A 13319-nucleotide genomic window follows, 5' to 3' on the forward strand; every position below is an offset into this window, starting at 1 on the left:
ATCAACGCCCCTCGCCGTCCGGGCGGGGGCCTGAGCAGGACAGTAGGCGCACCGGGCGGCCTGGTTCACGCGTCGGGCGGGACCGCGCACGAGTGGTGACGGGTTCCTTCGCGCGCCGTGACAGCGCAGGCCCGGTTCTGGTAGTTCGGCGGAACGCCGCGCTCGTCCCGCGCCTCAACGGCCGCTTCCGGCCGCCTGGCGGGCGCTGCGCGGGTCAGTCCGCAGTCCGGTGGGCCAGGACGTAGCAGCGCTGGGTCTCGGCCTCCTGGGGGACGGGGGCGCGTTGCATCGTGGCGGTGACCGTGAAGCCCGCCTCGCGCAGCGGGGCGAGGACCGCCTCCGGCGGGAAGAAGTGGAAGTCGACGTCCACCTCGTGGCCCCACCAGTCGGTCAGGTGGCGCGTCTCCGCGCCGACGTGGAACGCGAGCAGCAGCGGGGCGCCGGGACGCAGCACGCGGCGCAACTCGTCGAAGACGGCACGCAGTTCGGACGGGTCGAGGTGGATGACGCAGTACAGCGCGACGGCCGCGCCGAACTCACCGTCGCGCGCGGGCAGTTCCCGCAGGTCGCCCTCGCGGAACTCGCACCCCGGATACGCCTGCCGGGCTGTGGCCACCATCGCGGGGGACAGGTCGACGCCGACGACCGCCCGCGCGCCGTGCTCCGTGAGCCAGCCGGCCACGTGCCCAGGACCGCACCCGAGGTCCGCCACCGGCGCACCCGCGACCGCCTGCTCGACCACCGAGGCCAGCAGCGCCCGGTCCAGCGGCTTGTACGCCAATTCCCCGCCGACGCGCGCGAGATACTCCCCCGCCACCGCGTCATAACTCCGCCGCGTCCGAACGCGGTCGTCGGCAGTACCCATACGGACAGCGTGCCACGCGGTGCAGAGGCAAGGGGCGCATCCCCTCCCGTCGTCCGCCGCGTCACTACTGTGGGACCGGGTCAATCAGGAGCCGACCGGGTCGATCAGGAAAACGGTGGAAGGCGGACAGCGGCGTGAAGTATCTGGTGCGCGAGAAGATGTTCTCGATCGGGGACGACTTCTGGATCGAGGACGAGCACGGGAACAAGGCCTTCTACGTCGACGGGAAGGTGCTGCGGCTGCGCGAGACGCTCGTCGTGCAGGACCCGCACGGGCGGGAGCTGGCCGTCATCCACAAGAAGGTGATCAGCGTCCGCGACGCGATGACCGTCGAGCGGGACGGCGAGGTGCTGGTCACCGTGCGCAAGAAGCTCTTCACGCCGTTCCACGACTCCTACCGCGCGGAACTGGCCTCCGGTGACGAGCTGGAGATCCGCGGCGACATCATCGCCAAGGAGTACGACATCGAGTACGGGGACGAGCGGCTCGCCCGCATCTCCCGCAAGTGGTTCCGGCTGCGCGACACCTACGCGATCCACGTCGACCGCGACGACGCGGACCCGGCGATGCTCATCGCCATCGCGGTGTGCGTCGACCGCCTCGTCGAGCACGAGCACGAGAAGCACGAGCACGAACGCGAGCAGCACGAACGTTAAGCGCCCGCGGCCGACAGGGTCTACGCGAACGTCAGGCGCAGGTGGTCGCTCACCCGGGCCGCCTGCGCCGCCGCGCCGCGCAGGCCCAGGTAGCCGTCGGGACGCACGACGAACGCCTCGCCGCCGAAAGCGCCGTACGCATCACGGAACTCGCCGGAGGCGTCCCGCAGCACAGGCGGCGGCACCTCCCGCGCCGTCCACCGCGTCCCCGGCGCCAGCACCGCGTAGACGTCCACCTTCCCGTGCGCCGCCTCCCGCGCCGCCGTGGCACAGGCGGCCAGCTCCGGCGTCTGCGCGTCGGCGTCCGCGTACAGCAGCACCGTGTGCCGCGCCCCGTCCAGCACGTCGAACAACCGCAGCGGGAACGTCATCACGTCCCGCTCCAGCCCGCCGCAGTCCGGTACGCGCTCACCGGGTGCCGGCGAGGAGCCGCCGTCCGGGCTGACGATCGGGCTGTCGGGATATCCGACGAGCAGTTGGGCCTCTCGCCTGATGATCGTGGAGACGTCGTTGGGGTCCGCCTCGAAGCCCGCCCTGGCGTGCCGCACGGTCCGTCCGACGACCTCCTCGCCGACCGGCCGCCGCTCCGCGTCGTACGAGGCGACCAGGCCCTCGCTCGCCTCCCCGCCGACCGCCAGCGCCAGCTTCCAGGCGAGGTTGTACGCGTCCTGGATACCGGTGTTCATGCCCTGCGCGCCGGTCGGCGGATGGATGTGCGCCGCGTCGCCCGCGACCATCACGCGGCCGTCCGCGTACCGGTCGACGATGCGGTGGCTGATGCGGAAGACCGACGACCAGCGCAGGGCGGACGCCGTCGTGCGCTGCGGGGACAGGCGGTCCAGCACAGCCTGGATGTGGTGGAGTTCGGGCGCACGGCCCGCCTCCAGGCCGTGCGTGACGCCGTCGTCCGCGGTGCCCCCGGCGCCCGTCCCCGCCGCCGACAGCTCCGGCGGCACCAGCATCGACATCCGGTAGCGGTTGCGCCCGGGCAGCGGGATGCACACCAGCAGGTCGTCCGTACTGCCGTCGTCGGTCTGGTGCAGGGAGCGCACGCCGTAGCCGCGCGGCATGTCCCAGTCCACCTCGACGTCCCCGAGCATGTACTCCTCGGGGAACGCGTCACCCTCGAAGGACAGCCCGAGCCCCTTGCGCACCACGCTGTGCGCGCCGTCGCAACCGACCAGATAACGTGCGGTGACTTCCCGCTCCGTACCGGACGCGTTCCGCAGGCGTGCCGTCACACGCTCCGGGTCCTGCGCGAACGAGAGCAGTTCCGTGCCGCGTTCGACCCGTGTGCCCAGACCCGCCAGGTGCTCGGCCAGCACGCGTTCCGTCTCGTACTGCGGCAGCGCGGCGAAGCCGTACGGGATGTCGGGCGGCAGCGTCAGCTCCAGCCGGGCCGCCTGCTCGCCGTTGACGTACATCAGCTGGCCGGACATCGGCACCGCCGCGTCCAGGGCGCGCCGCAGGACGCCCATCGCCGCCCAGATCTCCAGCGTCCGCGGCTGCACGCCGACCGCCTTCGCGTACGGCATGCGCTCCGTGAGCCGGTCCACGACCCGGCAGTCGACGCCCCTGCGGCACAGCTCCGCCGCCGCGGTCAGGCCGACCGGCCCGGCGCCCACCACCAGGACATCGACATCCGTTTCGGACATGGGACGCCACCTCCGTGCTTCCAGCGCAGCACAGACGGGGTGGTTTGTCGAAGCGGGGGCCCGCGGCGGCCTGGTGGGCGGGAAGACCCGTGCCGCTACGCTCTCGGGCTCTTCCCGTACCGCCCCCGGTCGCTTCCCGTGCCGCTACGCTCCCGGCCTCTTCGGCGTCGGCACGCCCAGGACGCGGTCGCGCAGGACCGGGAACTCCGCCCGGGTGCGCTCCACCCGTGCCGGGTCCAGCTCGACCGTGAGGACCTGCTCCCCGGCGCCCGCCTCGGCCAGCACCTCGCCCCACGGGTCCACGACGACGCTGTGCCCGGCCTGCTCGACGCCCGCGTGGGTGCCGGCCGAGCAGCAGGCCAGCACGTACGCCTGCGACTCGACCGCGCGCGCCCGGGCCAGCAGCGACCAGTGCTCACGCCGCCGGGCCGGCCAGCCCGCGCTGACCACGACCGCCTGCGCGCCCGCGTCCACCAGGAGCCGGAACTGCTCGGGGAAGCGCAGGTCGTAGCAGGTGGTCAGGCCCAGGGTGAGGTCAGGACCCGGCAGGTGGGCGGTGACGATGTCCTCGCCCGCCGACATCAGCGCCGCCTCGCCCTTGTCGAAGCCGAAGCGGTGGATCTTGCGGTAGACGCGGTGCAGTCGGCCGTCCGGCGCGAAGAGCAGCGCGGTGTTGTAGAGGGCATCGTTGTGGAGGGCGTCGCCGCCGTGCTCCGGCGCGAGGGCGTCACGGCCTTGCTCCGGTGCGATCGCGTCACCGTGCTCCGGCGCGCGCCCGCGGTCGTCGGCCTCCGGGTGTGCGCCTGCGCGCGGCACGCGCTCCACGATCGACCCCGCGTGCAGCCACACGCCCGCGTCGCGCGCCGCCGCGCTCATCGCCGCCGCCGTCGGCCCGTCGACCGGTTCCGCGCCCGGCGCGAAGTCGTCGTAGGCGAACGCGCCCACCGTCCACAGTTCCGGCAGCACCACGAGGTCCGCGCCCGCCTGGTCGCGTACCAGTCCGGCCGCCCTGGCGCGGCGCGAATCGACCGACTCGTCCGGCTTGACGTCGATCTGGATGAGGGATGCGCGCACGGTACCACCGCCCATGAGTCGGGTCTGCTTCTCCGAAGCCTACGATCGTCACACGAAAGCACTGCCATGGTGCCTGCCCACAGCGTAATTTGGGCGCACACCGCCGCCTACGAAGCACCGTCGTACTCACGTACCACCGCAAGCCGCACCCGCCCGCCCGCCACACCGCCGTCCACCGCATCGTCGTCTCAGCGCCGCGACCGAGCACCGATCCGTTCGAGGGGTCCCGTGACCGTCCACAGCAAGCTCCAGCCCTACATCGATGCCTGGACCCACTCCATCGAAGCGATATCCGAGATGGTGACCCCGCTCAGTGAGGGCGAGTGGAACCGGGCGACGGAATGCCCGGGCTGGTCGGTGCGTGACGTGGTGTCACACATCATCGGCTTCGAGTGCGAGGCGCTGGGCGATCCGCGACCGATCCACTCGCTGCCGCGCGACCTGTACCACGTCACGGACGAGTTCAGCCGTTACTGCGAGGTGCAGGTCGACGTCCGCCGCTGCCACACCGCGCCCGAGATGACCTCCGAACTGGAGTACACGATCATCCGGCGCTCCCGTCAGCTGCGCAACGAGACCCGGGCGCCGGAGACCACGGTGCGCGGCCTGATGGGCCGTGAGGTCACGCTGGAACTCCAGCTGCGTATGCGCGCGTTCGACGTATGGGTGCACGAGCAGGACCTGCGCCGGACGCTGGACCGCCCCGGCAACCTCGACTCGCCGGGCGGGCTGGTCACCCGCGACTTCCTGCTGCCCCAACTGCCCAAGGTGGTCGCCAAGGAGGCGGGCGCGCCCGCGGGTTCCGCGGTCGTCTTCGACGTGCACGGGCCGGTCGAGTTCATGCGGACGGTACGGGTCGACGCCGAGGGCCACGGGACGATCGACGGCAGCGTGTCGCTGGGACCCGCGGTGACGCTGGCGATGGACTGGGAGACGTTCGTACGGCTGGCGTGCGGCCGGGTGCGGGGGGACGCGGTCGGCGACCTGGTGAAGACCGAGGGCGACCAGGACCTGGCGGCGGCGATCCTGGGCCACATGGCGGTCACGCCGTAAGGCGGTCGCCGGTGGGGCGGCGGAGGTGGCGGGCGCGGAGCGTCCCGGAGGAGAGGGCGGGTGCGGAGGGCCCCGGCGGAGGGGGCGGGCACGGAGCGTCCCGGCCGAAGGAGCGGGCGCCGCGCCCCCTGTGCCATGCCAGCCAGGACCCCGAGTGCGCCGTAAAGCCCCCCGTAGCGCCTCCTACGCCCTGACTACGCTCCGACCTCCGCCGTGTGCACCGTCTCCACCCTGCTCACCGTGATCCTCTCCCGTTCGCGCCGGGCGGCCTTCCCGCGCAGGCGGAGGATCTGGCTCAGGCCGATGGCCTGGAGGACGAAGACGCTGCACATCGCGACCGCGTAGTCGTCACCGGTGGCGTCGAGCAGTTCGCCGATGGCCAGCAGGGCGAGCATCGTCGCGGTGAAGCCGCCCATGTTGACGACGCCGGAGGCGGTGCCGAACCGTTCCGGCGGATTGGCCGGACGGGCGAAGTCGAACCCGATCATCGAGGCCGGCCCGCACGCCCCCAGCACCGCGCACAGCACCACCAGCAGCCACATCGGCGCGTGTCCCGCGGCGGCGGCGGACGCGGCGGAGGCGGCCGTCGAGCCCGCGCCGGCGTGCGCCCCGGTCGGGCCGCCGTGCCACGTCAGCACCGCGACCCAGCAGGCCGCCGTGGCCAGCACCGTGCCCAGCGCCAGCGGCATCCGCGCGCCGTGGTGGCGGGCGATGACCTGGCCGAAGACCATGCCGAGCACCATGTTGGAGACCACCACGAGCGTCAGCAGCGACCCGGCGGTGGCCCGGGTCAGGCCCTCGCCCTCGACCAGGAACGGCATCCCCCACAGCAGCAGGAAGACCATCGCGGAGAACTGCGTGGTGAAGTGCACCCACATCCCGAGCCGGGTGCCGGGTTCCCGCCAGGCGTCGGCGAGTTGACGCCGGACCGCGCCGGGCGCGCGGGGCTGGGCGGGCGGCGGCTCGTAGCCCTCGGGGTGGTCCTTCATGAACAGCAGCACGAGGACGAGGACCGAGGCGCCGCCGAGGGCCGTGCCCACGAAGGTCGGCGTCCAGCCCGCCGAGTGCAGCAGGCGGGCCAGCACGAGGGTGCTGACCAGGTTGCCCGCCATGCCGAACAGCGCGGCGCCCTGGGCTATCAACGGCCCGCGCCGGGCCGGGAACCAGCGCGAGCCGAGCCGCAGCACGCTGATGAACGTCATCGCGTCGCCGCAGCCGAGCACCGCGCGGGCGGCCAGCGCGGCGCCGTAGGAGTGCGAGAGCGCGAAGCCCAGTTGACCGGCGGTCAGCAGGATCACGCCGCAGATCAGGACGCGCTTGGTGCCGAAACGGTCGACCAGCACGCCCACGGGTATCTGCATGCCCGCGTAGACCAGCACCTGGAGGATGGAGAACGTGGACAGCGCGGAGGCGTCGATGTGGAAGCGGTGGGCCGCGTCGATGCCTGCCACGCCGAGGCTGGAGCGGTGTACGACCGCCACCATGTAGACGAAGACGCCGATACCCCAGACGGCCGCCGCCCGCGCGCCGCCGGGCGGATCACCCGGCAGCCGCAGGGCCCGCCGGTCGGTCTCGGTCGTGCTCACGCTTCCTCCCCCCTGACGATGGCCTTGACCCGGCCGACGTGCCGGCGCACCGCCGCCGCGGCACCGTCGGCGTCCCCGGCGCGGATCGCGGCGAGGATCTCGGCGTGCTCGGTGATGTTCCTGGCGATGCGGTCCGGCTCGGCGTGCATGACCTGCACGCCCATGCGCAGCTGACGGTCCCGCATCTGGTCGTACAGGTGCGCGAGGATGGCGTTGCCCGCGGCGCGCACGATCTCCGCGTGGAAGCAGCGGTCGGTCACCGAGGCGCGGGCCAGGTCGCCGGTCTCGCGGTGCTCCTCGTGCTCGTCCAGCAGCTCTTCGAGGCGGCGCAGCAGCTGGTCCCCGGCCGGGATCACCTTGCGCACCGCGTGCTCCTCGATGAGCAGGCGGGTCTCCACCACGTCGGCGATCTCCTGCGCCGAGACCGGCAGCACCAGGGCGCCCTTCTTGGGGTAGAGCTTGATCAGCCCTTCGGCCTCCAGCCGCAGCAGCCCTTCGCGCACCGGCGTGCGCGACACCCCCACGGCGTCCGCGAGGTCGCCCTCGGTCAGCAGCGTCCCGCCTTCGTACGACCGGTCGAGCACGGCCTGTTTGACGTGCGCGTAGACCCGCTCGGCGGCGGGCGCCCGCTTGACGGCGTGCGCCTGCTTGACGGCGTGCGCGTGCGCCTGCGCCTTGCCGACGGGGTCGGGCGCTTCGGCGGTGGTGATGTCGGTAGCCATGATGCGCACATCATAGATACAACACGCATACGGAAGAAGTACGCGCCCACCATGTGGACCAGGGACCGCGCCGGGCGCGCGGGGCCGGGCGGGCGGCGACCCTCGCGCCTACGGGTGGAGGTGGCCCACCACGCCCGCTGTGGCGGTGATGCCGGACTGGATGGTGGGCGCCAGGCTGGTGCCCGCCAGGGTGAAGCCCAGCAGGACGCACAGCACGGCGTGGGAGAGCTTCAGGCTCCCGGCCCGCAGCAGGATCAGCGCGAAGACCAGGAGGAGCAGGACGACGGAGATGGAGACGACCATGGTCAGTCCTTCGGCGTAACTCCGGGTGCCGGAAGTGGCGAAATCCGATGGATAGGTCTATATCGCCATACTTTCTCCCCGCTGTCCCGTAGGCGCGCGAGGGTGCCCGGCACAGGGCACCGGCTCCGCACAGGGCGAAGGCCCGGACGCGGCGGACGCGTCCGGGCCTTCGCCCTGGTGGGAATCGACGGCTACGACCAGGTCATGAGCCGCTTCGGGTACTCCAGCACCGCCGCGATGTCGGCGAGGAACTTCGAGCCCAGCTCGCCGTCGATCAGCCGGTGGTCGAAGGAGAGCGCCAGCGTGGTGACCTGGCGGACCTTCACCTTGCCCTTGTGCACCCAGGGCTGGTCCTTGACCGCGCCGAACGCGAGGATCGCGGACTCGCCCGGGTTGAGGATCGGCGTCCCGGCGTCGACGCCGAAGACGCCGACGTTGGTGATGGTGATCGTGCCGCCCTGCATGGCAGCCGGGGTCGTCTTGCCCTCGCGGGCCGTACCGACCAACTCGCCCAGCGCCGCCGCGAGTTCGGGCAGCGTCTTGGCCTGCGCGTCCTTGATGTTGGGCACGATCAGACCGCGCGGGGTGGCGGCGGCGATGCCCAGGTTCACGTAGCCCTTGTGGACGATCTCCTGGTTGGCCTCGTCCCAGGCGGCGTTGACCTCGGGGTTGCGCTTGACGGCGACCAGCAGTGCCTTGGCCACCAGCAGCAGGGGGCTGACCCGCAGTCCGGCGAAGCCCGGATCGATCTTGAGCTCCTGCACCAGACGCATGGTGCGCGTGATGTCGAACGTCACGAACTCGGTGACATGCGGCGCGGTGAACGCGCTGGCCACCATCGCCTGCGCGGTGGCCTTGCGCACACCCTTGACGGGGATGCGCGTTTCACGTGAAACATCCCCGCCGGCCGTCGAGGCCGAAGCCACCGCCGACTCCGCGCGGGCCGCCGGGGCGGGCTCGACGGGACGCACGGTCTCGGGTGCCGCCTGCTCCGGGGCGGCCGCCGCGTGGACGTCCTCCCGGGTGACGGTGTTGTTGGGGCCGGTCGGGACGACGGTCGCCAGGTCGACGCCGAGGTCCTTGGCCAGCTTGCGCACCGGCGGCTTGGCCAGCGGCCTCGCCAGCCCCTCCGCGGGAGCCGCAGCCGGAGCCGCGGACGCGGGGCCCGCCGGTGCCGGAGCCTCCGGGGCCGGTGCGGCCGGGGCCGCGTGGCCGTTCAGCTCGCCCTGCACGGCCGCGGCGGCCTGCGTCGGCACCCCGGTGCCGCCCTGCTTGCGCGGGCGGCGCTTGGTGGACGACTGGGCGACGCCGTAGCCGACCAGCACGGCCTGCCGCTTGGGCGCCTCGCCCTCGGCCGCGGCGGGCTCCGCCGGAACGGATTCGGGGGAGGTGGGCGCGGACGCCGTGGGCTCGGACGCCACGGCGTCGGTGGCCTCCAGCACCTCGGGCGAGGCGGGCCCGGCCGAGGCCGCGCCGGGGGTGGTGTCCACGGTGATGATGGCGGTGCCCACGTCGACGGTCTCCCCCTCGGGGAACCGCACCTCGTGCACCACGCCGTCGAACGGGATCGGCAGCTCGACGGCCGCCTTGGCGGTCTCCACCTCGCAGACCACCTGTCCGTCGGTGACGGTGTCGCCGACGGAGACGAACCACTTGAGGATCTCGGCCTCCGTGAGCCCCTCGCCCACGTCGGGCATCTTGAACTCGCGGTAGCGCTGCCCGGTCTCAGTCACGGTCACTGCTCTCCTCGGCTTTCAGAAGGCCAGTGCGCGGTCGACGGCGTCGAGCACACGGTCAAGGCCGGGCAGGTATTCCTCCTCGACCCGGGCCGGCGGGTACGGCGAGTGGAAACCGCCCACCCGCAGCACCGGCGCCTCCAGGTGGTAGAAGCACCGCTCGGTGATCCGGGACGCGATCTCCGCGCCGGAGCCGAAGAACACCGGCGCCTCGTGGACCACGACCAGCCGCCGGGTCTTCTCCACCGACGCCTGGAGGGTGTCGAAGTCGACCGGGGAGATCGACCTGAGGTCGACGACCTCCAGGTTGCGGCCCTCCTCCTCGGCCGCCTTCGCGGCCTCGAGGCAGACCTTCACCATCGGGCCGTAGGCGGCCAGCGTCAGGTCGGTGCCCTCGCGGGCGACCAGGGCCCGGTGCAGCGGGGCGGGGACGGCGGCCGTGTCGACCTCGCCCTTGTCCCAGTAGCGCCGCTTGGGCTCGAAGAAGATCACCGGGTCGTCGCACTCGATGGCCTGCTGGAGCATCCAGTACGCGTCGGACGGCGTCGCCGGGGAGATCACCTTCAGGCCCGCCACGTGCGCGAACAGCGCCTCGGGCGACTCGCTGTGGTGCTCGACCGCACCGATGCCGCCGCCGTAGGGGATGCGGATGACGACCGGCATCTTGACCTTGCCGAGCGCCCTGGCGTGCATCTTGGCCAGCTGGGTGACGATCTGGTCGTACGCGGGGAAGACGAAGCCGTCGAACTGGATCTCCACCACCGGGCGGTAGCCGCGCAGCGCCAGGCCGATCGCGCTGCCGACGATGCCGGACTCGGCCAGCGGGGTGTCGATGACCCGCTCCTCGCCGAAGTCCTTCTGCAGGCCGTCGGTGACCCGGAAGACGCCGCCGAGCTTGCCGACGTCCTCGCCCATCACCAGGACCTTGGGGTCGCTCTCCATCGCGGTGCGCAGGCTGGAGTTGATGGCCTTGGCCAGGGTCATGGCGGTCATCGGACGGCCCCTTCCTGCGTGTCGGCGAAGGACGCCCGGTAGGCGGCGAACTGCGCGCGCTCCTCGTCGACCAGCGCGTGGCCGTCCGCGTAGACGTTGTCGAAGATCGTCATGGGGTCGGGGTCGGGCATCGCGCGCACCCCTTCGCGCACCCGCTTGGCCAGGGCGTCGCTCTCCGCCTCGACCTCGGCGTAGAACGCGTCGTCGGCCGCCTTCTCGTTGTCCAGGTAGGCCTTCAGGCGGGCGATCGGGTCCTTGGCCTCCCACTCCTGGCGCTCGGTGTCGAGCCGGTAGCGGCTGGCGTCGTCGGAGGTGGTGTGCGCGCCCATGCGGTAGGTGAACGCCTCGACCAGCGTCGGGCCGCCGCCGGAGCGGGCCCGCTCCAGGGCCGCGCGGGTCACGGCGAGCACGGCCAGCACGTCGTTGCCGTCCACGCGGACGCCCGGGAAGCCGAAACCCGCGGCGCGCTGGTAGAGCGGCACGCGGGTCTGCTTCTCGGTGGGCTCGGAGATCGCCCACTGGTTGTTCTGGCAGAAGAAGACGACCGGAGCGTTGTAGACGGCCGAGAAGGTGAACGCCTCGGCGACGTCGCCCTGGCTGGAGGCGCCGTCGCCGAAGTAGGCGATGACCGCGGAGTCGGCGCCGTCCTTGGCGACGCCCATGGCGTAGCCGGTGGCGTGCAGCGTCTGCGAGCCGATGACGATGGTGTAGAGCTGGAAGTTGTTGGTGTTCGGATCCCAGCCGCCGTTGTTCACGCCCCGGAACATCCCCAGCAGGTTCAGCGGGTCGACCCCACGGGTCCAGGCCACGCCGTGCTCACGGTAGGTGGGGAACACGTAGTCGTCGGGGCGGGTGGCGCGTCCGGAGCCGATCTGCGCGGCCTCCTGGCCCAGCAGCGAGGCCCACAGTCCCAGCTCGCCCTGGCGCTGGAGGGTGATGGCCTCGGCGTCGAAGCGACGGGTCAGCACCATGTCGCGGTACAGGCCGCGCAGCTCTTCGGGGGACAGGTCGATGGAGTACTCGCTGTGCTCTACGCGCTCGCCCTCGGGGGTCAGCAACTGCACCAGCTCGGGTACCTGCCCGGCTGCCCCTCGGCGCTTCGCGCCGCCGCGGCTGCTGCGCGCGGCAGTGCTCTTCACGCTCACGTCTTGCTCCTCCGTCTGGCCGGCCCCCGGGGTCCGCCGGCGGCCGTACGGGTTCACCCGACTCGGCTCGGCGCACGGGGTGTGTGCGACAAGGCCGGAGTCCGGGCGTGACAAGTGCCCCGGCTGGCGGCCTGCAAAAGAGACGTTACCCACTACTGCCGCAATAGCGCGAAGGGGCATCTACCTGCGGTTTTGCTTGGATTTCCTAGTAAGTCACCGTGAAGGCGTCATTCCCGCAGGCCACCGGGACAACGGCACGGTATCCCGCGGATCGCGACTGCGTAAGAGGGAAACGACGCGAATCGGGTGAGTGAGCGGCAACCGTGTGAACACGAGGCAGGTCACGACCCCGGGGGCGCGGACCACCGATCGGGCGCCCCCGCGCGGGCCCGGGCGCCGTCAGCGGCGGAATATGACACAGGCGTGACCACGTACGCACTCTGGGTGATCTACGATGCGCCGGTGCCCTCTCGAAGTCCGGCGACGGCGCCGCCCTCCGACCGCACGATCGGACGCCTGCTCAGCCGCTACCACCACGCCGGGACCCCGTTGTCCTGCCAGCCCGTCGCACGGGGACTGCTCAACCGCGGATACCGCGTCGCCACCACCCGTGGCCGCTTCTTCCTCAAGCAGTACCTCGACGACCCCGACCGTGACACCGCCCACCCGGAGACCATCGCCCGCCAGCACCACGCGACGCTGCGCCTGGGCGCGCTCGGCCTGCCGGTGGCCGCGCCGCTGCGGGACGCGGACGGCCGCACGGTGGTGGTGATCGGCGGCAGCCCGTACGCGCTCTACCCCTGGGTCGACGGGCGGCACCGGGCCGGCACCGAGCTGAGCTTCGGCGAGTCGCGGCGGCTGGGCGCGCTGCTCGGCCTGGTGCACACCTCCCTGGAGCGGGTCCTGCCGCCGCAGCGCGAACCGGCGACGGCGGTGCCGCATCCGAGTGCCTCCCCCGAGGACAGCTACGCGCTCATCGACGAGCTGCTGCGGCTGGCCCGCCGCCACCACCCGCGCGACGCCTTCGACGCGCTGGCGGAGGACCGGCTGCTGGAACGGCGGCTCCTGCTGGAGCGGCACGCCCACCGCAGACCGGCCGACGCGACGACCCGTGTGACCGGCTGGGTGCACGGCGACTTCCACCCCTTCAACCTGCTCTACCGGGGCGCCGAACCCGCCGCGATCGTGGACTGGGACCGCCTGGGTGTGCAGCCGCGCGCCGAGGAGGCCGTGCGCGCGGCGGCCATCTTCTTCTTACGGGAGGAGGACGGGACGCTGGACCTCGCCCGGGTGCGCGGCTACGCCCGGGCGTACCGGCGCACCGCCCGGGTGCCCGCGGACGAGCTGGCGGCGGCCGTGCACCGGGTGTGGTGGGAGCGGCTGAACGACCTGTGGATGCTGCGCTGGCGCTACCAGCGGCACGACCGCAGGGCCGACCCGCTCTTCCCCGCGGCGGCCGGGCTGGTGGTGTGGTGGACGCGGGAGTACGCAGAGGTGCTGGCCGCCTTCACGGGGTGAAGGCGGCCAGTGG

At 72.4% G+C, this 13319-nt stretch carries 12 protein-coding genes; 3 read left to right on the forward strand and 9 right to left on the reverse strand.

The window, feature by feature from the left end; translation table 11 throughout:
• Positions 1-214: 214 nt before the first annotated feature.
• Positions 215-865 carry a class I SAM-dependent methyltransferase gene (locus K7472_RS24935; RefSeq protein WP_222980797.1) on the reverse strand — a complete coding sequence of 217 codons (651 nt, stop codon included), beginning with the start codon at positions 863-865 and terminating at the stop codon, positions 215-217.
• A gap of 134 nt (positions 866-999) precedes the next feature.
• Here K7472_RS24935 and K7472_RS24940 point away from each other — a divergent pair, with 134 nt between their 5' ends.
• Complete coding sequence (locus tag K7472_RS24940) at positions 1000-1521, forward strand: LURP-one-related/scramblase family protein (RefSeq protein WP_222980798.1); 522 nt, start codon at positions 1000-1002, stop codon at positions 1519-1521.
• A gap of 20 nt (positions 1522-1541) precedes the next feature.
• Here the strand turns inward: K7472_RS24940 and K7472_RS24945 are convergent, their stop codons facing one another.
• Both K7472_RS24945 and K7472_RS24950 read right to left on the reverse strand, forming a co-directional pair.
• On the reverse strand, positions 1542-3176 hold the full coding sequence (locus K7472_RS24945; protein ID WP_222980799.1) for an FAD-dependent monooxygenase: 1635 nt from the start codon (positions 3174-3176) through the stop codon (positions 1542-1544).
• 144 nt (positions 3177-3320) lie between these two features.
• A complete protein-coding gene (locus tag K7472_RS24950; RefSeq protein WP_222980800.1) occupies positions 3321-4250 on the reverse strand; it encodes a carbon-nitrogen family hydrolase in 930 nt (309 codons plus the stop codon).
• A gap of 228 nt (positions 4251-4478) precedes the next feature.
• Between K7472_RS24950 and K7472_RS24955 the strand changes: the two genes are divergently transcribed.
• Complete coding sequence (locus tag K7472_RS24955) at positions 4479-5303, forward strand: maleylpyruvate isomerase family mycothiol-dependent enzyme (protein ID WP_222980801.1); 825 nt, start codon at positions 4479-4481, stop codon at positions 5301-5303.
• Between the two features lie 194 nt (positions 5304-5497).
• Here K7472_RS24955 and K7472_RS24960 read toward each other — a convergent pair whose 3' ends face one another.
• The 6 genes from K7472_RS24960 to pdhA form a co-directional block, all read right to left on the reverse strand.
• On the reverse strand, positions 5498-6889 hold the full coding sequence (locus K7472_RS24960; RefSeq protein WP_222980802.1) for an MFS transporter: 1392 nt from the start codon (positions 6887-6889) through the stop codon (positions 5498-5500).
• Positions 6886-7611, reverse strand: coding sequence for a GntR family transcriptional regulator (locus tag K7472_RS24965; protein ID WP_222980803.1), 726 nt, complete (start codon positions 7609-7611; stop codon positions 6886-6888). The genes K7472_RS24960 and K7472_RS24965 overlap by 4 nt, the downstream gene beginning before the upstream one ends.
• A gap of 108 nt (positions 7612-7719) precedes the next feature.
• Positions 7720-7914 (reverse strand): hypothetical protein, encoded by a 195-nt coding sequence (locus K7472_RS24970; RefSeq protein WP_222980804.1) that lies wholly within the window; start codon positions 7912-7914, stop codon positions 7720-7722.
• 191 nt (positions 7915-8105) lie between these two features.
• Positions 8106-9611, reverse strand: a complete 1506-nt coding sequence (locus K7472_RS24975) for a dihydrolipoamide acetyltransferase family protein (protein ID WP_222980882.1) — start codon at positions 9609-9611, stop codon at positions 8106-8108.
• A 57-nt stretch (positions 9612-9668) separates the two neighbouring features.
• On the reverse strand, positions 9669-10643 hold the full coding sequence (locus tag K7472_RS24980; RefSeq protein WP_222980805.1) for an alpha-ketoacid dehydrogenase subunit beta: 975 nt from the start codon (positions 10641-10643) through the stop codon (positions 9669-9671).
• The gene (gene pdhA, locus K7472_RS24985; protein ID WP_222980806.1) at positions 10640-11788 is read right to left on the reverse strand and encodes a pyruvate dehydrogenase (acetyl-transferring) E1 component subunit alpha; all 1149 of its coding nucleotides are present in this window, start codon (positions 11786-11788) and stop codon (positions 10640-10642) included. The genes K7472_RS24980 and pdhA overlap by 4 nt, the downstream gene beginning before the upstream one ends.
• 462 nt (positions 11789-12250) lie before the next feature.
• On the opposite strand from pdhA, the gene K7472_RS24990 reads away from it, so the two are divergent.
• Positions 12251-13306 carry a phosphotransferase gene (locus tag K7472_RS24990; RefSeq protein WP_222980807.1) on the forward strand — a complete coding sequence of 352 codons (1056 nt, stop codon included), beginning with the start codon at positions 12251-12253 and terminating at the stop codon, positions 13304-13306.
• Positions 13307-13319 lie beyond the last annotated feature (13 nt).

Source organism: Streptantibioticus parmotrematis (genome assembly GCF_019890615.1).
Lineage (GTDB): Bacteria > Actinomycetota > Actinomycetes > Streptomycetales > Streptomycetaceae > Streptantibioticus_D > Streptantibioticus_D parmotrematis.

Excerpts from the sequence above, each read along its gene's own strand:
- K7472_RS24935 (WP_222980797.1), bottom strand. The coding sequence starts at position 865 with ATGGGTACTGCCGACGACCGCGTTCGGACGCGGCGGAGTTATGACGCG.
- K7472_RS24945 (WP_222980799.1), bottom strand. The coding sequence starts at position 3,176 with ATGTCCGAAACGGATGTCGATGTCCTGGTGGTGGGCGCCGGGCCGGTC.
- K7472_RS24965 (WP_222980803.1), bottom strand. The coding sequence starts at position 7,611 with ATGGCTACCGACATCACCACCGCCGAAGCGCCCGACCCCGTCGGCAAG.
- K7472_RS24970 (WP_222980804.1), bottom strand. The coding sequence starts at position 7,914 with ATGGTCGTCTCCATCTCCGTCGTCCTGCTCCTCCTGGTCTTCGCGCTG.
- K7472_RS24975 (WP_222980882.1), bottom strand. The coding sequence starts at position 9,611 with ATGCCCGACGTGGGCGAGGGGCTCACGGAGGCCGAGATCCTCAAGTGG.
- K7472_RS24980 (WP_222980805.1), bottom strand. The coding sequence starts at position 10,643 with ATGACCGCCATGACCCTGGCCAAGGCCATCAACTCCAGCCTGCGCACC.